Source organism: Dorea formicigenerans, from assembly GCF_025150245.1.
GTDB lineage: Bacteria > Bacillota > Clostridia > Lachnospirales > Lachnospiraceae > Dorea > Dorea formicigenerans.
In genome coordinates this window covers 3,000,539-3,024,779 of sequence record NZ_CP102279.1, presented here as the reverse complement: position 1 = coordinate 3,024,779, position 24,241 = coordinate 3,000,539, and the positions used below count along the sequence as shown (strand labels likewise).

At 42.2% G+C, this 24,241-nt stretch carries 19 protein-coding genes; 18 read left to right on the top strand and 1 reads right to left on the bottom strand.

The window, feature by feature from the left end:
* Positions 1-167 precede the first annotated feature (167 nt).
* Both NQ560_RS14695 and NQ560_RS14690 read left to right on the top strand, forming a co-directional pair.
* Positions 168-1,049, top strand: coding sequence for a DUF4367 domain-containing protein (locus tag NQ560_RS14695; RefSeq protein WP_005335032.1), 882 nt, complete (start codon positions 168-170; stop codon positions 1,047-1,049).
* 78 nt (positions 1,050-1,127) lie between these two features.
* The gene (locus tag NQ560_RS14690; protein ID WP_040015625.1) at positions 1,128-1,607 is read left to right on the top strand and encodes a DUF6147 family protein; all 480 of its coding nucleotides are present in this window, start codon (positions 1,128-1,130) and stop codon (positions 1,605-1,607) included.
* A gap of 383 nt (positions 1,608-1,990) precedes the next feature.
* On the opposite strand, the gene NQ560_RS14685 is transcribed toward NQ560_RS14690, so the two are convergent.
* Positions 1,991-2,233, bottom strand: a complete 243-nt coding sequence (locus NQ560_RS14685) for a TIGR03905 family TSCPD domain-containing protein (protein ID WP_040015626.1) — start codon at positions 2,231-2,233, stop codon at positions 1,991-1,993.
* Positions 2,234-2,521: 288 nt separating this feature from the next.
* Between NQ560_RS14685 and NQ560_RS14680 the strand changes: the two genes are divergently transcribed.
* The 16 genes from NQ560_RS14680 (at position 2,522) to glgB (ending at position 24,216) form a co-directional block, all read left to right on the top strand.
* Positions 2,522-3,214, top strand: a complete 693-nt coding sequence (locus tag NQ560_RS14680; protein WP_005335039.1) for a 5'-methylthioadenosine/adenosylhomocysteine nucleosidase — start codon at positions 2,522-2,524, stop codon at positions 3,212-3,214.
* Positions 3,215-3,355: 141 nt separating this feature from the next.
* On the top strand, positions 3,356-4,384 hold the full coding sequence (locus tag NQ560_RS14675; protein WP_005335040.1) for a hypothetical protein: 1,029 nt from the start codon (positions 3,356-3,358) through the stop codon (positions 4,382-4,384).
* Positions 4,385-4,544: 160 nt separating this feature from the next.
* Entirely contained in the window at positions 4,545-5,894 is a 1,350-nt protein-coding gene (locus NQ560_RS14670) for a glucose-6-phosphate isomerase (protein WP_005335044.1), read from the top strand.
* Between the two features lie 2 nt (positions 5,895-5,896).
* Positions 5,897-7,408 carry an aminotransferase class I/II-fold pyridoxal phosphate-dependent enzyme gene (locus tag NQ560_RS14665; RefSeq protein ID WP_005335047.1) on the top strand — a complete coding sequence of 504 codons (1,512 nt, stop codon included), beginning with the start codon at positions 5,897-5,899 and terminating at the stop codon, positions 7,406-7,408.
* Positions 7,401-7,988 carry a nucleoside/nucleotide kinase family protein gene (locus tag NQ560_RS14660; protein ID WP_005335048.1) on the top strand — a complete coding sequence of 196 codons (588 nt, stop codon included), beginning with the start codon at positions 7,401-7,403 and terminating at the stop codon, positions 7,986-7,988. Before NQ560_RS14665 ends, NQ560_RS14660 begins: the two co-directional genes overlap by 8 nt.
* Positions 7,975-8,964 carry a DNA polymerase III subunit delta' gene (gene holB, locus NQ560_RS14655; protein WP_005335050.1) on the top strand — a complete coding sequence of 330 codons (990 nt, stop codon included), beginning with the start codon at positions 7,975-7,977 and terminating at the stop codon, positions 8,962-8,964. Before NQ560_RS14660 ends, holB begins: the two co-directional genes overlap by 14 nt.
* A gap of 4 nt (positions 8,965-8,968) precedes the next feature.
* Positions 8,969-9,880 (top strand): PSP1 domain-containing protein, encoded by a 912-nt coding sequence (locus tag NQ560_RS14650; RefSeq protein ID WP_005335051.1) that lies wholly within the window; start codon positions 8,969-8,971, stop codon positions 9,878-9,880.
* On the top strand, positions 9,870-10,610 hold the full coding sequence (locus NQ560_RS14645) for a tRNA1(Val) (adenine(37)-N6)-methyltransferase (protein WP_005335053.1): 741 nt from the start codon (positions 9,870-9,872) through the stop codon (positions 10,608-10,610). The genes NQ560_RS14650 and NQ560_RS14645 overlap by 11 nt, the downstream gene beginning before the upstream one ends.
* 12 nt (positions 10,611-10,622) lie before the next feature.
* A complete protein-coding gene (rsmI, locus tag NQ560_RS14640) occupies positions 10,623-11,459 on the top strand; it encodes a 16S rRNA (cytidine(1402)-2'-O)-methyltransferase (RefSeq protein WP_005335054.1) in 837 nt (278 codons plus the stop codon).
* A 68-nt stretch (positions 11,460-11,527) separates the two neighbouring features.
* Positions 11,528-12,154, top strand: a complete 627-nt coding sequence (locus NQ560_RS14635) for an ABC transporter ATP-binding protein (protein ID WP_005335055.1) — start codon at positions 11,528-11,530, stop codon at positions 12,152-12,154.
* A gap of 395 nt (positions 12,155-12,549) precedes the next feature.
* Complete coding sequence (locus NQ560_RS14630; protein ID WP_227087083.1) at positions 12,550-13,368, top strand: Rpn family recombination-promoting nuclease/putative transposase; 819 nt, start codon at positions 12,550-12,552, stop codon at positions 13,366-13,368.
* Between the two features lie 108 nt (positions 13,369-13,476).
* Positions 13,477-15,756, top strand: coding sequence for a hydratase (locus NQ560_RS14625; protein WP_005335062.1), 2,280 nt, complete (start codon positions 13,477-13,479; stop codon positions 15,754-15,756).
* 293 nt (positions 15,757-16,049) lie between these two features.
* Positions 16,050-16,556: an RNA polymerase sigma factor gene (locus tag NQ560_RS14620; RefSeq protein ID WP_005335066.1), complete on the top strand. Its 507-nt coding sequence runs from the start codon at positions 16,050-16,052 to the stop codon at positions 16,554-16,556.
* Positions 16,549-18,495 carry a beta-propeller domain-containing protein gene (locus tag NQ560_RS14615; RefSeq protein WP_005335067.1) on the top strand — a complete coding sequence of 649 codons (1,947 nt, stop codon included), beginning with the start codon at positions 16,549-16,551 and terminating at the stop codon, positions 18,493-18,495. Before NQ560_RS14620 ends, NQ560_RS14615 begins: the two co-directional genes overlap by 8 nt.
* Before the next feature lie 132 nt (positions 18,496-18,627).
* A complete protein-coding gene (locus tag NQ560_RS14610; protein WP_052302934.1) occupies positions 18,628-22,155 on the top strand; it encodes a hypothetical protein in 3,528 nt (1,175 codons plus the stop codon).
* Between the two features lie 153 nt (positions 22,156-22,308).
* Positions 22,309-24,216 carry a 1,4-alpha-glucan branching protein GlgB gene (gene glgB / locus NQ560_RS14605; protein WP_005335073.1) on the top strand — a complete coding sequence of 636 codons (1,908 nt, stop codon included), beginning with the start codon at positions 22,309-22,311 and terminating at the stop codon, positions 24,214-24,216.
* The last annotated feature ends 25 nt before the right edge of the window (positions 24,217-24,241 follow it).

Here is a 24,241-nt window from a genome sequence, read left to right as displayed (position 1 = left end):
CCTTTCGATAATATATGTTACAATAAGAATGCCGTACGGATGATTCTGCTTCGTATACACTTTACGAAACAGTGAAAGATTTTCAACTTTGGCATATAATTATATTATACGTTCCCGAGAGATTTGGTCAAGAGAAAGAGAGGATAGATTTCGTTAAGAGGTAGATTATGAGTGAAAAGAAAGATCAGTTGAAAGAAATCCTAAAAGATCAATTGAATAAAGAAGCGAAACAGATTGAAGAAGAAGTCGGACTTAACGATAATGAAGAGATCCCAAATGAGCTGAAGATCCGCATGAAAAATGCATTGGATCAAAAAATCCGTGAGCGTGAAAAGCGTTCTGAAGATATGAAACGGACAGATGCATATGCGAAACTCTCAGAAGAAGACCAGGAAGCACTTCGCCTTGGACGGGAGATGTTGAAGAATCAGAGCGAGGAGAAGAAAATCTATACAATGCGCCGGAAGAAACGCAATATCCGTAGAATTGTAGCGCTGGCAGCAGTGCTGATTCTCGTAATGGCAGTTGGAATGACAAGCTTTGGCGGACCAGAGAGAATGTTGCAGTTTGTAAAAAGCTCCGTAGGTGGTAGACAAGTATCCAAAGTCAATTCTAGCGATAAAAATAAGATTATCGAGGAAGAGGATGAAGAATTAGCTTATGAGAAGATAGCTGATGAATTTGGAATCGAGCCAGTAAGAATTATTTGGCGTCCGACGAATATGAAATTTAAAAAAATGGAATTAGATCCAGAAATCCAAGTGGCAGAATTAGATTTTCAATATAACGGGAAAAAAGTTGAATATTTTGTTAGTGCATCTTATGGAGAAGTGTCATGGGGATATGATAATGAAGATAAGAAAATAGAGCAGTATCATTGTAAACAAGTAAAAATTGCAGATATAGAGGTGACGGGATATGAAACTCCTGAGACAGAAAGAAATAGGTATGTAGCAGAATTTGAATATAAAAAATTGTATTACAGTCTATCTGGAGAGCTAACAAAAGAAGAAATAGAAAATATTTTAAAAAATTTACATTTTTCATAAGAAAATGCGTCAGTTTTTTGCAACTCATGTGTCTATTATATAGGGAACCCTAAATGGAGAGAGATGGGAGGTAGATAAATGAAACGATGTATGTCCATATGCTGTGTAGTTGCTATGGCTTTAGGATTGAGCTTTGGTGTATCGACGGATACTCAAGCGGCATCTAGCGTGAAGGTGATCGACGGATCAAAACTTACAACAGATGCAGAATCCATCGGCTATAATCAAAAAGTTGCCAGAGGCGAGGATCTTTTAACTGGATATTCTAAAATTGTGAGAATAGGACCAGGAGAAATCTATGCCGGAGGCACAACACTGGCAGAACGTATAGTAGATCGCGTGGGAATAAGTGTTATCATTGAGCGTGCAAAAGAAGAGGATACCGAGTGGACTTTTTATGACTCTTGGCAGAAATTTAATGAAAATGCTGATCGTGCATCATCTAAAAAATATGTAGATGTAGAAGGCGATTATTACTATCGTGTAAGATGTGTTCATTCTGCTAATGATGATGTGAGCAGCAGTTTCACAGATGGAGTTTACATTGAGGAACCATAAGTAAGATTTTGTAGAAAAGAAAAAGAATTTAACAAATTTATAATTACAATCAGATTAGTGGGCAAGGCCATTATAATGATGGGAAAAACAAATTTCGGGTAAAGTTAGTAGGTTGGATCATAATACTTTAGAAATTTTATAACAACTGAATATTGAAACAATTAGACGCTCTTCCACAGCAATCTACATATTTCATGGCCCTTACGTTGGTTCGCAGGGCTTTGGAAGGGCGAAGGAACTGGAGACAGTTCAAAGAAAATTTAAAAGAAAAAATATTATAACAATCAAGAGAAGTAAGTTTAGGTAAGTTTAGTTTTAGGACACGCAAGCTATTAAAAGCTGCGTGTCCTTTTCCATGTGACTTACTTTGCAATTGAATCAATTTACTGAGCGATTGCTTCGCGGAGCGCTTTGGCAAGCTGATCCGGGCAGGAAGTTGCTTTGGAACCGCATTTGATTCCGGAAAGTCTTTCGATGGCATCTTCCACTTTCATTCCTTTTACAAGGCTTGAGATTCCCTGAAGATTACCGTTGCATCCACCTACAAAATCTACATCTTTAATTTTATCGCCGTCCAGCTCTACGTGAATCATGCTGGAACAGACACCATGTGTTTTATAATCCATGTTAAATACCCTCCTATGTGTTATACCAGATATATGAATATCAGAAGCCATTCTAACAGAGAAGAATCTACTTGTAAAGAAAAATTAAGATTTCCAATAATATGAAAAAGAGTACATAGAGGAATGCACAGGTACAGTAAAGAGCATCAATGCTTGACATTTGTGCATGGGGTAGGGGATAATGTACAGGATAACAGGAAATGTTTGTAATGATAGCGAAAAAGGCAGTCGGATAAAGGAAATGTGCGGGAATCGCACAGTAAAAATGCATAGCAGGAGGAAAATCGGATGATAGGTATTATTGGAGCAATGGAAGAGGAAGTTGTAGCTCTGAAAAGTGAGATGGCAGATGCTAAAGTGACAGAGTTTGCTTCCATGACATTTTATAAAGGAACTCTTTGTGGGAAGGACGCGGTTGTCGTAAGAAGTGGAATCGGTAAAGTTAATGCGGCAATCTGCGCGCAGATCCTGGTGGATAAATTTGGCGTAGATACGCTGATCAATACAGGTATTGCAGGATCCCTGGATGCAAGAATTGACATTGGTGATATGGTGATTTCTACAGATGCGGTACATCATGATATGGACGCAACCATATTTGGAGATGCAATCGGGCAGGTGCCAAGAATGGATACACGCACATTCCCGGCAGATCCGCATCTGGTAGAGCTTGCAGTGAAGGCAAATGAAAAAGCAAATCCGCAGATCCATACATTTACAGGAAGGGTCGCAAGTGGAGATCAGTTCATTTCTTCCGGAGAAGTGAAAGCACGTATCGTGGAGAATTTTCAGGCTCTTTGCACAGAGATGGAGGGAGCCGGAATTGCGCACGCGGCTTACCTTAACAAAGTTTCGTATGTCATCATTCGAGCAATTTCTGATAAAGCTGACAACAGTGCAACGATGGACTATCCAGAGTTTGAAAAACAGGCAATTGCCCACAGCGTGGCACTTGTAAAGGAATTGCTCCCGATGATTTAAAACCAGAGAATAAATGATTCGATAAAATATAAGAAAAAATACCATAATCTGCGGTGTGCAGATGTCGCTTTATGGGGAACGGTTTTTCGCCCTTCTTTTGGAAAATCCATTATAATTGGTGCCAAAAGGAGGGCTTTTATCATGTTAGAATTAATGTTAGACAGACATGTGATCTATGTACTGATGGGGATGAGTGCATTTGCCGGAGTTGTGTCAAAGGTGGTCGTTGGAAGAACACTTAGGAAGCTGGTGGCAGCAGCGGAAAGTATGGGGAAGAGTAATCATCCGTTGATGCGGCTTGTGCGGGCGAAATTCGAGCACACCTGTATGATCAGTGAAAAGGTGGAAAACGTAGGCGTATTTGTGGACAAGTATCTCTATGAATACCGGGTTGGTGGAGTCAGGCTCCATGCATGGCGGCGGTTACAGATGGCGGGTGCCGGACTTTGTCTGATTCTTGGCGGAGTCGGTGCAATCATAAGTTATCGGATTAAAGGGGCGACAGAGCAGACAGCTATGATCGGCGGAACTGGCGTGGCGCTGGCGTTAATCGTATTCTTGGTACATATGCTGACGGATGAGGAGTACCGGCTGGAGGCAGTACGAAATTATATGGTAGATTACTTGGAAAATATTTATCAGCATCGCTATGAAAAAACATACAAGAAAGAAGTTTTGGCAGAAGAGGCAAGATCAGAAGAAGCGAGAATAGCGGAGAGTGCCAGAACACAAGAAAATGCAGGAATGACGAAGGATACCAGAATGCCAGAAGAAGCGAAAATGGGTGAGAATACCAGAATGCCCAAAGATACAGGAATTGTGAAGAATACCAGAATGCCAGAAAATACAGGAATTGTGAAGAATACCAGAATGCCAGAAAATGCAGGAAGGGCAGAGGGTGATAACTTGCCAGACGAATCTGTGAATCAGAAGAAGCAGGAACCAAAGCAGGAATTTCCTGGATCTATGGACAGTCTGCTTTGGGCGATGTATAAGACAGAACCGCTGCAGGTGGAAGATGACCGGAAAGTCAAAAAGACAGCTATATCGCAAAAACCAGGTAAAACAGAAAAAATAGAAAAAACAATAGAATCGGAAGAGACAAAGGCGCAGGACGAGGCAAGCAGAAATCAGCGTATCCGAGAAATCCTGGAGGAGTTTATGGCTTGATAATAAGAGACTGATTTGTTAAAATATAGATAACGGCTCAAAGTTAGTTTTGTGAAACAAGGACTGTCTGTGAGCTGTCACATTTATAAGAAGAAAATTATACAGATTTCTTCGAGACAAGAACTAGAACGTAACAGGTAGCATAAGGAGGACGAGTCCAATGGGAAGTAAAGTAACATTTGATTATTCAAAGGCAGATGCGTTTATCAGCGCACATGAGATGGAATCTATGAAGAAGATTACCGAGGCTGCGAAAGCTGAACTCCTGGGAAGGGAGGGAGCAGGAAATGATTTCCTTGGCTGGATCGATCTTCCGGTTGATTATGATAAAGAGGAGTTCGAGAGAATCAAGAAAGCCGCTGCAAAGATCCAGTCAGATTCAGAGGTGCTGGTAGTAATCGGTATCGGAGGATCTTATCTTGGCGCAAGAGCAGCAATCGAATTTCTTGGACACAGCTTTTATAATGTAGTATCAAAAGAGATCCGCAAAGCTCCGGAGATTTATTTTGCCGGTAACAGCATCAGCAGTACATATCTGAAACACCTGATTGAAGTGATTGGAGACAGAGATTTCTCAGTTAATATCATTTCCAAATCCGGAACAACAACAGAGCCTGCAATTGCATTCCGTATTTTCAAGGAGATGCTGGAGAAGAAGTATGGCAAAGCTGAGGCTGCTAAGAGAATCTATGCAACAACAGACAAAGCTCGTGGAGCTCTGAAAGGACTTGCTGATGAGGAAGGATACGAAGAGTTCGTAGTACCGGATGATGTTGGAGGACGTTTCTCTGTACTGACAGCTGTTGGACTTCTTCCGATCGCAGTCAGCGGAGCTGATATTGACAAGCTGATGGAAGGTGCAGCAGAAGGAAGAAAATTCGCACTTGAGAATCCATTTGAGGAAAATGACGCAATGCTCTATGCAGCAACACGTAACATTCTGCTCCGTAAGGGAAAAGCGGTTGAGATCATGGCAAATTATGAGCCAAGCCTGCATTATGTATCTGAGTGGTGGAAACAGCTCTTCGGAGAGAGTGAAGGCAAGGATAAGAAAGGAATCTTCCCTGCATCTGTAGACCTTACAACAGATCTTCACTCTATGGGACAGTTCATTCAGGATGGAAGCAGAATTATGTTCGAGACTGTTATGGAAGTGGAGGAGCCGACAGAGCAGATCACAATCGGTGAGGAGCCGGTGGATCTGGACGGACTGAACTACCTTGCAGGCAAGACAATGGATTTTGTAAATAAGAGTGCTATGAATGGTACGATTCTTGCACATACAGACGGACAGGTTCCGAATCTGAAAGTGACAATTCCGGCGCAGGACGAGAAGTCACTTGGACAGTTATTCTATATGTACGAGTTCGCATGCGGTGTCAGCGGATATATTCTTGGAGTAAATCCATTTAATCAGCCGGGTGTTGAGAGCTACAAGAAGAACATGTTCGCACTTCTTGGAAAACCAGGATACGAAAAAGAAAGAGAAGAACTTCTTAAGAGATTATAAGAATGGCAACGATATACGAAAAATTAAAAGCGTATAGCGATTCTGACTATTATGGATTTCACATGCCGGGACATAAGCGTAAGATGCATATGTCCTGGGATGCGGATCCTTATACTGTAGATATTACAGAGATTGAAGGATTTGATGATCTTCATCACGCAGAAGGAATCCTGAAAGAGGCTCAGGAACGGGCAGCCAGAATCTATCATGCAGATGAGACACATTTTCTGGTAAATGGAAGTACAGTTGGAATTCTGAGTGCTATCGCGGGTGTGACGAATAAAGGAGATCAGATTCTTGTGGCGCGCAATTGTCACAAATCGGTCTATCATGCAATCTACATGAATGAGTTGAATCCGGTGTATCTCTATCCTAGGTTTGATTCAGAGTTACAGTTGAATATTGAGATATCCGCAGAGGATGTGAGGAGGGCCCTTAATCGGTATCCACAGATCCGAGCAGTCATGATTGTATCTCCGACTTACGATGGAATTGTGTCGGATGTGGCCGAGATAGCAAAGGCCGCACATGAAAAAGGACTGCCGCTGATCGTGGATGAAGCACACGGGGCTCATTTTGGTTTTCATCCCTATTTTCCGGAAAATGCAAATCAAAAAGGCGCAGACATTGTGATCCACAGTGTTCACAAGACACTTCCGGCATTTACCCAGACAGCGCTTCTCCACATGAATGGAAATCTGGTGAACCGGGAAAAGGTGAGACGATATCTGCATATGTTACAGAGCAGCAGTCCGTCTTATATTCTGATGGCGGGAATCGATCAGTGCATGGAGATGCTGGATCATCACTGCGAGGAAGTTTTTGACCCGTATGTGGAGCGTTTGAAGAGATGTAGAGAAGAACTTGGAAAATGTGAACATATCCGGCTGGCAGAGACCAAACATTATGATAAGTCAAAGCTTGTATTATCAGTAGCAGGACTTACGAAAGGACTTGCGGATACATATGGTGCAGAAGCAACAGGTATTCAATTGCAGGAAGATTTATTAAATCAGTACCACCTGCAAATGGAGATGGCCGCGGGGACTTATGTAATTGCCATGACTTCGGTCGGAGATACCGATGAAGGAATGAAACGGCTTATAAAAGCAATTTATGAGTTGGATAAGAAATATAAACCTTTACAGGGGGCTTATAACACTGTAGATTCAGACATAGTGCCGGAAGAAATCAAAAAGTCGCAAAAGAAAGAAAAAAATTATGATATAGAACCGGGACATCTGCCACAGGCGGAAGTAATCTATTCACCGGCGCAGGTCATCAGCATGAAAGACGCAGGGGCAGATGGGTTTCAGGTTGTGCCATTGACACAGAGCGAAGGCTACATTTCCGCGGAGTACGCGTATCTCTATCCACCGGGGATCCCGATGCTGGTGCCGGGGGAACGGATCACAGCGCAGATCCGGGAACATTTTCAATGGTATATGGAAAGAACATATGAGATACAGGGAGTAGAAAAAGAAGGATACATAGAGGTATGGACGCATGGGTAAGATATATTATATAATGGGCAAGAGTTCATCTGGAAAAGATACATTATTCCGGAAGATCAAGCAAGAGCTGCCGATGCTTCAGACAGTGACGCTTTACACGACCAGACCGAAGCGGGAAGGTGAAAGAGAAGGCGTCGAATACCATTTTGTGACAGATGAACAGATGCATATTTTCGAGAGACAGGGAAAGGTTGTTGAACTTCGTACTTATAATACTGTTCACGGAGCATGGAAATATGCTACAATAGAAGATGGACAGGTCAATCTGGCAGAATCCGACTATCTGATGATCGGAACGCTGGAGTCCTATGGAAAGTTAAAGAAATATTACGGAGCGGCGTATCTTGTTCCGGTGTACATCGAAGTAGAGGACGGCGAGCGGCTGAACCGTGCACTTACGAGAGAGCGGCAGCAGGAAGTGCCACGTTACGCGGAGATGTGCAGAAGATTTCTCGCAGATACGGAAGATTTTTCCGAGGAGCATCTGAGAGCTGCGGGAATAAAGAAGCGTTATTACAATGATGACCAAAAAAGATGCTTAGATGAAATTATAGAGGACATACGATATGGGAAGTTTTAAAGATGTAGTAGGACACAGAGATGTAATTCAATATTTGCAGAATGCAGTTGCCGAGAATCGGGTATCACAGGCGTACATTGTGAATGGCGAGCGCGGAACCGGAAAGAAGATGCTGGCAAAGTTATTTGCCATGGCACTTTTATGTGAAGAACATGGACCGGAACCATGTAATAAATGTCATTCCTGTGTACAAGCAGAATCGAATAACCATCCGGATATTATCTGGGTGACACATGAGAAGCCGGGATCCATCGGAGTCGATGATGTGCGCACACAGATCAATAATACAGTTGCGATCAAGCCATATCAGGGTCCGTATAAAGTTTATATTATTCCGGAAGCTGATATTATGACGGTACAGGCACAGAATGCGTTATTAAAGACGATTGAAGAACCGCCACAGTATGCAGTATTTATTCTGCTGACGGAAAATGCAGACGTATTGCTTCCGACAATTAATTCCAGATGTGTCATGTTAAAACTTCGCTACATCAAAGATGCACTGATTAAAAAATATCTCATGGAGAGAATGGAAGTACCAGATTACAAGGCTGAAGTCTGCGCTGCATTTGCACAGGGAAACCTTGGGAAAGCTATCAAACTGGCAGGTTCCGAGCATTTTAATGAGCTCAAGGACGAAGTCCTGAACCTGATGCGCCATATAAATGAGATGGATATCAGTGAGCTTGTGGAGGCAGTGAAACGCTGCACTCTTTATAAAGTTGAAATCAACGACTATCTTGACCTGATCATGGTATGGTACAGAGATGTCTTGTTATATAAAGCGACAAGGGAAATAGATAAGGTTGTATTCAAAGATCAGATCGACTGCATGCGTGAGCAGGCAAGACGCAGTTCTTATGAAGGAATTGAGACGATTCTGGACAGCCTTGACAAAGCAAAAGCCAGATTAAAAGCAAATGTTAACTTTGATCTGGTCATGGAGCTTTTGTTCCTGACGATAAAGGAGAACTAGATTTATGACAAAAGTAATCGGAGTAAGATTCCGTCAGGCGGGAAAGATCTACTTTTTCTCACCGGGGAAATTAGAGATTAAACCCCAAGACCGTGTCATCGTAGAGACGGCTCGCGGTGTTGAGTTCGGAAAGGTTGTGACAGGTCCGAAAGAAGTAGAAGACGACAAGATCACACAGCCTTTAAAATCTGTGATTCGAATTGCAAACGAAGAGGATTACAAAAAAGAAGAGAAAAACAGAGAAAAAGAAAAAGAAGCATTTAACATCTGCTTAGAGAAGATTCGTAAACACGGTCTGGAAATGAAGCTTATAGATGCGGAGTATACATTTGATAATAATAAAGTGTTATTTTACTTTACCGCAGATGGAAGAATTGATTTCCGTGAGCTGGTAAAAGATCTGGCAAGCGTGTTCCGTACACGTATTGAGCTTCGTCAGATTGGTGTCCGTGATGAGACGAAGATTCGTGGAGGCATTGGTATCTGTGGAAGACCACTTTGCTGTCACACGTATCTGTCTGAGTTCGCACCGGTATCGATCAAGATGGCGAAAGAGCAGAACCTGTCTCTGAATCCGACAAAGATATCCGGAGTTTGTGGCAGACTGATGTGCTGTCTGACTAACGAAGAAGAGACCTATGAAGAGCTGAACCGTCAGCTTCCGGGAGTTGGAGATCATGTGACGACGCCGGAAGGACTTCATGGTGAAGTTCAGGCCGTTCACGTACTGCGTCAGATTGTAAAGGTTATTGTGACGCTGGATAACGATGAAAAAGAAATCCGTGAATATCCGGCAGGTGAGCTGAGATTCAAATCAAGAAAGAAGAAAAAAGATGCAAAGCTTTCGAAAGAGGAGTTTGCACAGTTAAAAGCTCTGGAGGAGAAAAATGGCGCCTCCAAGTTAAATGATGACTAATAAGAAGCCCGATGAACGCCTGGATGATCTCCAGGTGAAGGGCTATGAGATTATACAGAAGCCCGGTCGGTTCTGCTTTGGCATGGACGCCGTGCTTCTGTCTTCCTATGCAAAAGTAAAACGTGGGGAACAAGCACTGGATCTTGGGACCGGAACCGGAATTCTTCCGATTTTACTGGAAGCAAAGAATCCGGGACTTCATTATACAGGTCTGGAAGTTCAGGAAGAAAGTGCTGATATGGCAAGAAGAAGCGTGGCACACAACGGGCTGGAGAACAAGATAGATATCGTTACCGGTGATATCAAAGAGGCAAGTCACATATTTGGAAATGATTCGTATGAAGTCATTGTATCCAATCCACCGTATATGATTGGAGAACACGGTCTGAAAAATGATAACGAGGCTTTGTATATCGCAAGACATGAAGCGTTATGCACATTAGATGATCTTCTGCGAGAAAGTGCAAAAGTACTGAAAATGAAAGGACGTTTCTACATGGTGCACCGTCCTTTCCGCCTGCCGGAAATCTTTACAAAAATGTGCAATTACGGAATCGAGCCGAAACGCATGCGTCTCGTCCACCCATATGCAGACAAAGAGCCAAACATGGTTCTTATCGAAGGCCTCAAAGGCGGAAAACCACGCCTCGCCGTAGACCCGCCGCTTATAGTCTACACGAAAGACGGGGAGTATACGGAAGAAGTACTGAAATTGTACGGGATGAAATAAAAGGAGAATTATATGTCAGGAACATTATATCTGTGTGCAACTCCGATCGGTAACCTGGAGGACATGACATTTCGCTGTGTCCGTATTTTAAAAGAAGTTGATCTGATCGCAGCAGAGGATACCCGCAATAGCATTAAGCTTTTGAATCATTTTGATATTCACACACCGATGACCAGTTATCATGAATATAACAAGATTGCAAAAGCGCATACGTTGATTGAGCACTTGGAAAATGGTGAAGATATTGCACTGATCACGGATGCGGGAACACCGGGAATCTCCGATCCGGGTGAGGAGCTGGTGGCAATGTGTCAGGAAGCAGGAATCACTGTGACAGCAGTTCCGGGGGCAGCAGCTTGCATCACAGCGCTGACCATTTCCGGATTGTCCACAAGAAGATTCGCGTTTGAAGCATTTCTTCCGACAGATAAAAAAGAACGACAGGCAGTGCTGAACGAACTGATGGAAGAGACAAGAACTATGATTATCTACGAAGCACCGCACAGACTGGTCCGGACATTAGAGCTTCTGCTTGCGACCTTGGGTGACAGAAGAATCCGCATTTGCCGGGAGCTTACGAAAAAGCATGAGACCGTCTTTGCAACAACGATCAGTGCGGCAGTGGAATATTATAAAGAGCAGGAACCAAAAGGGGAATGCGTGCTTGTCATTGAGGGTAAGAGCCGTCAGGAACAGATAGAAGAAGAACGCCAGAAATGGGAAGAAATGTCCATTCAGGAACATATGGATTATTATATGGATCAGGGGATTCAGAAAAAAGAAGCAATGAAAATGGTCGCGAAAGACCGGGGAGTCGGAAAGAGAGACATTTACCAGGCGTTGTTGTAAAAAAGTAATGATGGATAAAAAGCCTGAATTACAGTAGTCAGGGGAAGACAAAGAAAGGGGCTGATCAGATGGCAAGTCTGACATTAAAACATGTAGATCGCGCATTTCCGAATGGATATGAGGCAGTAAAGGATTTAAATTTCCAGATTGAAGACGGAGAATTTGTAATATTGACTGGCCCATCCGGGAGTGGAAAAAGTGCTGTTATGCGCATGATCGCAGGTCTTGATGAAGTGAAAAACGGAGAGATATGGATTGGAGACAAGCTGGTCAACAGTCTTCCACCGGAGGAGCGTGGAATTGCTATGATTTTTCAGAATTATACTGTGTATCCGCGAATGACAGTTCTGGAAAATGTAGAACTGGGCTTAAGACTTCGCGGCATAGATGAAAAAGAAATAGGAAAACGGACACTGGAAGTGATGGAACTTCTGGATCTTGTAGAAGTCCGATTTGCAAAAGTAAAAAACTTGTCAGATCTGTGGAAACATCGGACCGCGCTGGCGCGTGCCATGATTTTGGAACCAGATGTAATTCTTATGGATGAGCCGCTTCGCAATGTAAGTCCCAAATTTCATAATCAGTTGACTCAGGAGCTGGTGGAATTGCAGGAGAGAACCGGAGTTACGATACTGTATGCTACAAAAAATGTGGAAGAAATGGCACTATTGGGAAAACGAAAAGTGATGGTGTAAAATAGACGAGAAGAATTTAGAGAATAGAGGAAAGATTACGTGAGAAACACTTGCGAAATCTTTCCTTTTGTGTTATCCTATGAATACTTTTAGAAAAGATTCTATATTTAAAAAAGTTCTAAGCCGTAAGGTATCTCATTTCGGTGTTTCAGATTTCGAGACAGTAATCCGACATGAAGAAAAAATGTTACTATATTAAGTTGTTTGTACTATGAGTACAGGAAGGAGTATAATTATTGAACAAACATACAAAAGAAATTATTGGAACCATTGGCATGAAAGCGCAGTATGACGAGAATGCCAAAAAGCTTTTAAGTAACAAAATTTTTCTGGCACATATTTTAAAAGGAACAGTAACGGAATTTAAAGATGCGAATCCAAGAGATATCATTTCTTTGATTGAAGGAGAACCATATGTATCTACGGTTTCGGTAGAACCGGGAATGACTAATCAAGTGTTGGAAAATCCGAAAAGTAAAATTAAAGGTAGTAATACGGAAAATACGGAAACAAAAGAAGGGGCTGTTCGCTTTGATATTATTTTTTATGTTCGAATGAAAGATGGAATTTCTCAGATTATTGTGAATATAGAAGCTCAAAAGAATAGTTCGCCGGGGTATGCTTTGATGAATCGGGCTATATTTTACACTTGCAGAATGATTTCTTCACAAAAAGAAAGAGATTTTACAAATTCTAATTATGATGATATGGTAAAGGTATATTCCATATGGATTTGCCCGGGCGTAAATAAAAATTGTTTGAATCATTTTCATATAACAGACAATGCATTAGTTGGAAATTATAAGTGGCCTGGAAAGAAGGATTTATTTAATTTCATTATGATTGGACTGGATTGCGAGTCAAGTCAAAAGCTGTCTCAAAGCAAAACTGAGAGTGAATTACATCAATTCTTAAATATATTATTCTCTAGTAAACTAAGTGGAGAGGAAAAGGTGCGGCTTTTAGATGAAGAGTTAGATATTCCAGTCGATGAAAAAATCAGGGAGGAGTTGAATGATATGTGTAATTTATCAGAAGGTATTGAAGAAAAGGGAATGAAAAAGGGAATGAAAAAGGGAATAGAGACGGGACGATTAGAAACAATTGCGGAATGCCTGCGAAATGGAACGATGAATGATGCAAAAAGGCTGCTGAAAGCGACAGGAGAAGAGATTGAAAAAGCAACAGAGTTATTCTTGAAAAAGGGTGAATAAATGGTTGGACATATGTCATGTGATGTGCTAATATATACATGTATACAATCTGGAAATAAAGGTAATTATTAAGAAGAATATAATTACAGGTAATCAGGAGGACTAGACATGTTGAAATTATATGACGGCGGTGCGTATCTGGTAAATGGCACCGAGATCATTACGGACGAAGCAGAAGTAAAGGCAAAGACAGGCCGTGAGGTATCCAAGGAGGAAGCCAGAACGCAGACAATGGCTTATGGAATTCTGGACGCTCATAATACATCAGGCAATATGGAGAGACTGCAGATCAAATTTGATAAGCTGACATCTCATGACATTACATTTGTCGGAATTATTCAGACAGCGAGAGCTTCAGGACTGGAGAAGTTTCCAATTCCATATGTATTGACGAACTGTCACAACTCACTCTGCGCGGTCGGCGGAACGATTAATGAAGATGACCACATGTTTGGACTGACTTGTGCGAAGAAATATGGCGGTGTCTATGTACCGCCGCATCAGGCAGTTATTCACCAGTTTGCCCGTGAGATGCTGGCAGGCGGCGGCAAGATGATCCTTGGATCCGACAGCCATACCCGCTATGGAGCACTTGGAACGATGGCTATGGGTGAAGGCGGACCGGAACTTGTAAAGCAGCTCCTGAATAAGACATATGATATTAAGATGCCAGGTGTGATTGGAATTTATCTGGACGGAGAGCCGGTCAAAGGCGTCGGACCACAGGACGTGGCACTGGCAATTATAGGTGCAACATTTGCAAATGGTTATGTAAACAATAAAGTTATGGAATTTGTCGGACCAGGTGTGGAGAAGTTAAGTGCTGATTTCCGTATCGGAATCGATGTTATGACAACGGAGACAACATGTCTGTCTTCTATCTGGAAAACAGATGATAAGATTAAGGAGTTCTATGAGATCCACGGCAGAAGTGAAGATTACAAAGAACTGAATCCTGGTGCAGTTACATATTATGATGGTATGGTCTATGTGAACTTAAGCGAGATACGTCCGATGATCGCAATGCCGTTCCATCCGTCAAATGTATATACAATCGACGAAGTGCGTAAGAATCTGAAAGACGTGCTTCACGATGTAGAGCAGAAAGCACTGGTGAGCCTGGATGGTGCGGTGGATTATTCACTTCAGGATAAAGTGATTGATGGAAAACTTTATGTGGATCAGGGAATCATCGCAGGATGTGCCGGTGGTGGATTTGAAAATATCTGCGCAGCAGCAGACATCATAAAAGGTCATTACATTGGCTCAGATGAATTTACATTTAGTGTATATCCGGCAAGTACACCAATCTATATGGAACTTGTGAAAAACGGTGCAGTTGCGGATCTTATGGAAGCAGGAACAATTGTAAAAACAGCATTCTGCGGACCATGCTTTGGAGCTGGAGATACACCGGCAAATAACGCATTTTCTATTCGCCACTCTACAAGAAACTTCCCGAACCGTGAAGGTTCCAAGCTTCAGAGTGGACAGATTGCATCCGTTGCACTTATGGATGCCCGTTCAATTGCAGCAACAGCAGCAAATAAAGGTTTCCTGACACCTGCAACAGATATGGACGTAGAATACAAGGGACAGAAATACCACTTTGACCAGAAGATTTATGCAAATCGTGTATTTGACAGTCATGGTGTGGCTGATCCGGATACAAAGATCAAGTTCGGACCGAATATCAAAGACTGGCCGGCAATGTCAGCACTTCCGGAGAATCTGGTATTGAAAGTTGTATCAGAGATTCACGATCCGGTTACAACAACAGATGAGCTGATCCCATCTGGAGAAACATCTTCTTACAGATCCAATCCACTTGGACTGGCAGAGTTTGCACTTTCCAGAAAAGATCCTGCATATGTAGGACGTGCAAAGGAAGTACAGAAAGCACAGAAAGCAATCGAAGCAGGCGAATGTCCGTTAGAGGTATTGGAAGAATTAAAACCGGTTATGGCAAAGATCCAGGAGAAATATCCGGAAGCAGGAAAAGGAAATATCGGAGTCGGAAGTACGATCTTTGCAGTAAAACCAGGTGACGGTTCAGCAAGAGAGCAGGCAGCTTCCTGTCAGAAGGTGCTCGGTGGCTGGGCGAATATTGCAAATGAATATGCGACAAAAAGATATCGCTCCAATCTGATCAACTGGGGAATGCTTCCATTTATCACAAAAGAAGACGACAAGAAATTAAGCTTCAAAAATGGCGATTATATCTTTGTACCGGAAATCAGAAAAGCAGTGGAAAACAAAGATGCAGAGATCAAAGCTTATGTAGTCGGAGATACATTGAAAGAAGTCACATTTACACTTGGAGATATGACAGACGCAGAAAGAGAGATTATTCTCAAAGGTTGTCTGATTAATTATTATAAGGGCTAAATAATCCGATAGGTAAAATTCACGTTCTATGTTCCGTTGCACTGGGAATTACGCTGAATTTTATCTTGCGCAGTATTTTCGGCGGTAATATAATTGAATAAACGAATGTAAATAAAAGGCGGCACTTATGAAAAAAAGTGACGCCTTTTTGTAACACTTGGGATATTTTGGGACTCTTATATGTAGAAGAAGTAATAATACTTTTTACACTGGGTATTGGGAACGGCAGTTGGATAAGTCAATGGAGGAGTGTGGAGAACTTCTTGAGAAAAACAAATTGAGGAGGAAAAAGAATGAAATGTGATGCAAAAGCATTTTCAAAGCTATATGAGCAGGTCTATCAAGACCTCTATCGCTACGCGCTTTGTCTGATGCGTGATCCGCATGAGGCAGAAGACGCGGTGAGTGCGGCAGTGTTATCTGCTTATGAACATATACATAAACTTCGAAAAGAAGAAGCTTTCAAGAGCTGGATTTTTACAATTTTGTCAAATATATGTAAGAAAAGATTGAAACAGGTGGCGAAAGAAGGAATACAGCAGACAGAAGATTTTTTCCCGGAAGGACAGGTGGAAGGAATTCATGAAGAAGATGTGGGACTTGCGATGGATGTGAGAAATGCATTTTTTATTCTTTCAGAAGAAGAGCAAATGATAGTCGGGCTGTCAGTGTTTGGCGGTTATAACAGCACAGAAATCGGGAAGACCCTAAGCCTGAAGCCGGGAACTGTCCGGGTAAAACGAAGCCGGGCGCTGGAGAAGATGCAGTGTGTGTTGGATGGGAGGACATTTTATGAATAAGAATGAGCAGGACATGATTCGGAAAATAAAGGAAAAGTCAGAACAGGTTCCGGTGCCGAAAGCGCTTGAACCGAGGCAGATTGAAGCAAAGCTTGCAGGAAAGAAGAAAAAAGTGTGGACTCCGGCGAGAATCGGTGGGCTGGCAGCAGCATGCCTGGTGCTGATCGTAGGAGTGATGGTATACCAGAATTATTTTAAAATGGAAGACGCGACTCGAGATGATAAGATAGCATGCAGTGATGTGACAATCAGTGACAGTACGAAAGTAGAAAGTGCGGCGGAATATAAGGATGTCTATGCATATTTGGAAAAATATAAGAAAGATCAGGAAAGAGACAGTGCATACACTTCAAGCTGGGCAAGATCATTGAATGATATAAGAGTCGATGAATCAGCTGACAGTAAGGCAAGTGGAGATGCAGCACAGAATATTGAAGAAAGCAGTACTGCAGCAGCGGACACCGGAATGGCAAGCGGTTCTTATTCTGAGACAAATGTACGTCAGGAAGGTGTAGACGAGGGGGATACAGCTAAAACAGATGGAACATACCTTTACGTGTTAAAAGATAAGAGCGATCAGATTGCCATTATAGATACCCGCGATAATCGGATGAAGCAAACGGCTACTATAACAGTGGAAGATGTTTCTGAAATCCAGGAAATGTATCTGGATATTGAAAGAAATCAATTAATTGCAGTGTGTGACGGTTATGTGGGCGGCAAATGGAATGATGATGATTATGGATATGGTCAGAGGGCTAATACGACCGCAGTAACTTATGACATTTCAGACCGGGAAAATCCAAAAGAAGTTGGCAGGGTCAGTCAGAGTGGATATTACAATTCTTCAAGAATTGCAGATGGATACTTATACTTATTCAGTGATTATTATGTAACACTTGATGGTATAACGGCGAAGAATCCGAAGTCCTATATACCACTTGTAAACGATAATCTGATCAAAGAAACAGATATTTGTCTTCCGTCCATTTCAAAGGCAGATATGTATTCGATCATCACATCAGTTTCTCTGGAAAATCCAAATGAGACAGCGCACAGTAAGGCACTTTTGGCAGACGGTGGCAATTTATATGTGAGCAACGATAATATTTATTTTTATGAAAATGTGTGGCAATATTCCGGAAAAGATGTGACGACAATCCGAAAAGTTTCTTATGAAAGTGGGAAATTGACGGCTGGGGCACAGTGCAAAATAGACGGCTATATTAATGATTCATTTTCTATTGATGAATATGATGGATATCTGAGAGTTGTAGTGACCGATGGCGACACGAACAGTGTTTATGTTTTGAATCAAGAACTGAAAGAAACCGGCTCCATCAAAGGTCTGGCAGAAGAAGAGAGGGTGTACTCCGCAAGATTTATGGGAAAAGTAGGATACTTTGTAACATTTAAAGAGACGGATCCGTTATTTTCCGTTGATCTGTCGGATCCGAAAAATCCAAAGATCATAGGAGCGTTGAAGATACCTGGATTTTCAGATTATCTGCATCCGTATGGGAAAAATAAGCTTCTGGGTATTGGGATGAATGTTGATGAAAAGACTATGTCAACAGATGGCGTGAAATTGACGATGTTCGATATTTCCGATCCGGAAAATGTGAAAGAGGAGCAGACTTATGTCATTGAAAATGTGTACTATACAGATGTTTCTTATGATTATAAGGCAGCTTTAGTAGATGCAGAGAAAAATCTGATTGGTTTTGCTGCAGACAGCGAAGGCGGCCGGGAGTACTATACATTTTCTTACGACGAAAAACAAGGATTTACATGTACGATGCATGAGGAAATCAATGGAAATAGTATGAGGATCACAAGAGGTATTTATATAGAAGATACGCTTTATGTTATCCAGGGAAATATTATAGAAGCGTATAGCCTGAAAGATTTCAAAAAAGTGGACGATATCATTTTGTAACATTTTTGTAACAAAATCTCGTATGTTTTTGACAATAAGACTGGTGTATGATAAACTTGTATCTGTAGAATTGTCAAAAAATTTGAGGTGAGAATATTGGATAAATATGAATATCGGGTAAAAACCGAGCAGATGCTCGAACATTACGAAAAGAAACAATTTAGAAAAGCAATGGAAATTGCCGATACAATAGACTGGAGAAGGGTGAAGAGCCCGGCAATGTTAAATACAGTAAGCGAAATCTACGAGAATAACGGGGAGTTTCAGAAGAGCCGTGATACGCTTATGATCGCATTTGACAGAGCACCGTCCAGCAGAAAGGTTGTGTATCGTCTGGCAGTACTTGCCCTGAAACTGAATGATATTAATGAGGCTTCGGACTGTTATGAGGAATTTGTAAAACTGGCACCGAGAGATCCGAATCAATTCATTTTGAAATATCGGATTTTGAAGGCACAAGGGTCCGATCTGTCAGAACAGATTTCGGCACTGGAAGAATTTAAAAAGGCAGAATATATTGAAAAATGGGCGTATGAGCTCGCAAAGCTATATCATGAAGCAGGCATGACCTCAAAGTGCCTGGAAGAATGTGACGATTTGATCTTGTGGTTCAGCGAAGGAAAATATGTATATCAGGCAATGGAATTGAAGATGAAGTACAAACCACTGACACCACTCCAACAGGAAAAGTACGATGAGTATAAAGGTGTACCGAAAAAAGAGCCTAAGAAAGCAGCGGATAAAAAACCTGAGCGAGCTGCGCTTAAGGATGTAAAGAGTATTCCACAGGATACTGTATCACTTCCAAAAGAACAGATTAAAGCAGCGCAGGAAGCAGCAGAAGCTGCGGAGGCAGAACAGCAGGAATCAGGAGCCAATACAACAGAAACTGTGGATGGTCTGGATGCAACGAGAAGAATTCCGACAGCAGAGCTTGGAGAAGCATTGAAGGCAATGGAAGAAAATGCCAAGGCAGACAAAGAAGTTCCGATAGAAGAACCGGTTTTAGAAGAACCAGTTTCAGAAGAACCAGTTTCAGAAGAGCCGGAAGCACTAGCTGAGGAACCAGTCCTGGAACCGGAAGAAGCTGTTTCAGAAGAACCAGAAGTTGTAGAAACAGAAGCACCAGTCATTGAACCAATCGGAAAGGAAACTCCGGAAGAAGCTCGGAATGTCAGAGAGTTAGAAGGAATTCTTCAGCATGCGGCAGAAGGACCAAAAAAGTCTATTACGACAGTTGTGAAGGGTGCGACACTTCAAGAAGCACTGGCTAATGGCGTGGCTATGGCGAGTGGAATTAATCCGGAAGACCAGAAGAAGATGGAGGAACGAGAAGAAGAACTCCGCATTGAAGGTCAGATGAAGATTGAAGACATCTTGATGGAATGGGAAGCTAAGCAGAAGGTAAATGCTGAGGCGATCGCAAAGCAAAAAGCATCCGATGAAGAACGACTTAGAAAAGAGAGAGAAGCACTGGAAGCCCGCCGAGAGGCGGAAAGACTTGAGGCAGAGAGACGCGAGGTAGAAGAAATAGCAAGACGGAAAGCAGAAGAAAAAGCCCGTCAGGAAGCAGAAGAGAAAGCCCGCCGTGAAGCGGAAGAGAAAGCTCGTCTTGAAGCAGAGGAGAAGGCTCGTCTTGAAGCGGAGGAGAAGGCTCGTCGTGAAGCGGAAGAGAAGGCTCGTCTTGAGGCAGAGGAAGCAAGAAGAAAGGCATTGCTTTCTGATGATATCAGACAGCTTGTGGAAGAGCTGGAAGATCGTGTGACAGCACAGGAGAAAGAAGAGGAAAATTTTGATATAGAAGAGGAACTGGAGCTTGCAAAAGCAGAAGGGGAATCTGTTGAAGAAGAAATTGTAGATCAGTTTATTTCAGAAGAAGAGCTGGACGATATTGTGGAAGAACCTGAAGAGTCTGAAGAAGAACCTGAAGAAGAGATTGTTGAAGCAGTTTCGGAAGAAGAGGAGACGGAGGACGAGGATTCTGAGGATGAAGATGATTTCGAAGAGGAAGAGTTTGAAGACGAAGACTTTGAGGGTGAGGACGAAGAGTTTGAAGCAGAAGATGAAGTTGACGCTGTAGAAGAAATCGAAGAAGTACAAGAAGATGAAGAAATTCCGGAAACAGAAAACCAGGATGATTCGGAAGACAATTCCGAAGACGAGGATGATTTCGAAGACGAGGAATCCGAAGACGATGATTTTGAAGAGGAAGATGGATTCGACGAAGACGATTTTGACGAAGATGGTTTTGCAGATGAATTCCCGGAGGAAGATGAGGAAGAAGTAGAGGAATTCGATGCAGAGTGGAATGAATTCCCGGAAGATGAATCCGAGGACGAAGACGATTTCGAGGACGAGGATGATTTCGAGGAAGAGGACGACTCCGAGGAAGAGGACGACTTCGAGGAAGACGATTTCGAGGAAGAGGATGACTTCGAGGAAGAGGACGACTTCGAGGAAGAGGATGACTTCGAGGAAGAGGATGATTTCGAGGAAGAGGACGACTTTGAGGAAGAGGATGACTTTGAGGAAGAAGACGACTTTGAGGAAGACGATGACTTCTATGAAGATGATTATGTAGAAGACGACGATTACGAAGAGGATGACTTTGAGGAAGAGGACGATTTCGAGGAAGAGGATGACTTCGAGGAAGAGGACGACTTCGAGGAAGAGGATGATTTTGAGGAAGATGATTTCGAGGAAGATGACTTTGAAGATGAGCTTCCTGAGATTCCGGATCCGGAAGAACTTGAAGGAGACTTGGAAATTGAAGAACCATCTGAGGAAGAGATTCAGCGCAGAATTAAGAAGTCAAAAGGAAGTGGAGTTCCATTTGATACCGGATTTGTTGTAACAGGAAGATATGACTTAAGTGCAACCAGTGAGATTGGACTGAAAGCCGGACTGACAGAGGAGCAGAAGAAATTATTCTCTTACTTCGTACCGGTCAGAGGAATGAGTGAACAGATTGTTGCAGTACTTGATAATGACAGACGTGCCCAGAGAGAGGGAACTTCAAGAACCGGTAACTTAATGATCATTGGCCGTAAAGGATCTGGAAAAACAGTACTTGCAGTAGATATTGTAAAAGCAATCCAGAAACAAAGAAATCTGAAACAGGGTAAAGTTGCTATTGTTACAGGTGAATCGCTGAATAAGAAGGAACTTGGCAATATTATCCAGAAGCTTCGCGGTGGAGCGATCATCATCGAAAAGGCTGGTAAGTTGAATTCCAGAACAATCAAGGAACTGAATGCATTGATGTCAAGAAAGACCGGAGAGCTTCTCTTTGTTCTTGAAGATCAGAGAAAACCTCTGGAGAGAATTATGACAGCTAATCCGGATTTCAAAAAGAAATTCACTTCTAAGCTTGAACTTCCGGTATTCATCAATGATGAGTTAGTAACATTTGGTCAGACTTATGCGAAGGAAAATGGATATAAGCTTGATGAAATGGGAATTCTGGCACTTTACAGCCGAATTGATGTAATGCAGCGTGAAGATCATGCGGTTACAGTTGCGGAAGTAAAAGAAATCATGGATGAAGCAATTAAACATTCACAGAAAGCAAATGTAAAGCATCTTGCAAGACGTGTATTTGGAAAATCTACGGATTCGTCAGATCGCATTATTCTGAAGGAAGAAGATTTTAAAATTTAATGATATAGTGAATGTAAGTGATGAAGCAGGGATACAATTGTAGAAAATTGTATCCCTGTTTTTTGTCTGGAATCGAGTGACATAGATTGAATTTTGTGTTCCGCTAAGGTATACTTAAGATATTGAAATCCGGATGAAATGTGAGGGAAGTTTATGGAGAAAGAATGGAAAGCTTATGAAATCGGAGAATTAGATCAGTACCTTTTCGGACAGGGAAATCACTACGAAATTTATAAGAAGCTGGGTGCACATATGGTGGACGACGAAGGGCAGGAAGGAGTTTATTTTGCTGTCTGGGCACCGAATGCGAAATCCGTGTCTGTAGTGGGGGAATTCAATGACTGGGATCGCACAAGAAACCCTATGACAAGGGCGGAATATATCGGAATTTACACATGCTTTGTACCGGGAGTAAAAGAAGGCATGATGTATAAGTTCTGCATTGAGACGATTACAGGGGAGTATCATATGAAGGCAGATCCGTATGCCAATTATGCAGAACTTCGTCCGGGTACAGCATCAAGAATAACGAATATTGAGAATTTGAAATGGACCGATAGTTCCTGGATGACTGCACGGGAAAAATGGAACCACAAAAAAGAACCAATGTCTGTATATGAGGTTCATATGGGTTCTTGGAAGAGGCACCCAGGCACAGAGGACGAGGGATTCTATACTTATCGTGAGTTTGCAAAAGAAATCACAAAGTATATGAAAGATATGGGATATACGCATGTGGAGATCATGGGAATCGCAGAACACCCATTTGATGGATCATGGGGATATCAGGTGACAGGATATTATGCGCCGACAAGCCGTTATGGAACACCGGAAGATTTTGCGTGGATGATCAATTATCTGCATAGAAATGGAATCGGTGTCATTATGGACTGGGTTCCGGCACATTTTCCAAAGGATGAGCATGGACTTGCCGAGTTTGACGGAACAGCAACTTACGAGTATGCAGATCCAAGAAAAGGGGAGCATCCGGACTGGGGGACGAAGATATTTGATCTTGGCAAGAATGAGGTAAGGAACTTCCTGATTGCCAATGCACTTTTCTGGGTGGAGCACTTCCATATTGATGGACTTCGTGTTGATGCAGTTGCTTCTATGCTGTATCTGGATTATGGAAAGAAAGACGGAGAATGGGTTCCGAACCAGTATGGAGGTAATGAGAACCTGGAGGCAGTAGATTTCTTCAAGCATCTGAACACAGTTGTACTTGGAAGAAATCCGGGTGCACTTATGATAGCGGAAGAGTCTACGGCATGGCCGAAGGTAACTGGAGATGTAGAAGACGGAGGTCTTGGATTTAGCCTTAAGTGGAATATGGGGTGGATGCACGACTTTACGGAATATATGAAGCTGGATCCGTATTTCAGAAAAGACAATCATCATATGATGACATTTGCCATGAGTTATGCGTACAGCGAAGATTACATTCTCGTACTGTCGCATGATGAGGTTGTCCATTTGAAATGTTCCATGATCAATAAGATGCCAGGACTTGGATTTGATAAATATGCGAACCTGAAAGCAGGATATGCATTTATGATGGGACACGCCGGAAAGAAATTGTTGTTCATGGGACAGGATTTTGCACAGCTTCGCGAGTGGTCAGAGGAACGTGAACTGGACTGGTATCTGTTGGAGGAGCCGGAGCATCAGGCAATTCAGTCATGGATGCGTGATCTACTCCACATGTATAAAAAGAAACAGGCGCTTTATGAACTGGATCAGTCATGGGAAGGATTCGAGTGGGTCAATGCAGATGATGCATACAGAAGCATTTACAGTTTTATCCGCCATTCTAAAGATGGAAAGCATAACCTTTTGTTCGTGATCAACTTCACACCGATGGCAAGAGAAGATTACCGTGTAGGCGTTCCTAGAAAGAAGCAGTATAAGCTGATTCTGAACAGTGACGATGTGAAATATGGCGGAAATGGCGAGAAGAGACAGAACATTTATCATGCCGTGAAGAAAGAATGTGATGGAAGACCATATTCATTTGGATACAAATTGCCGCCGTATGGGGTAGCAGTTTTTGAATTTTAAAATGTATAATAAGAGAGGTGTGGAA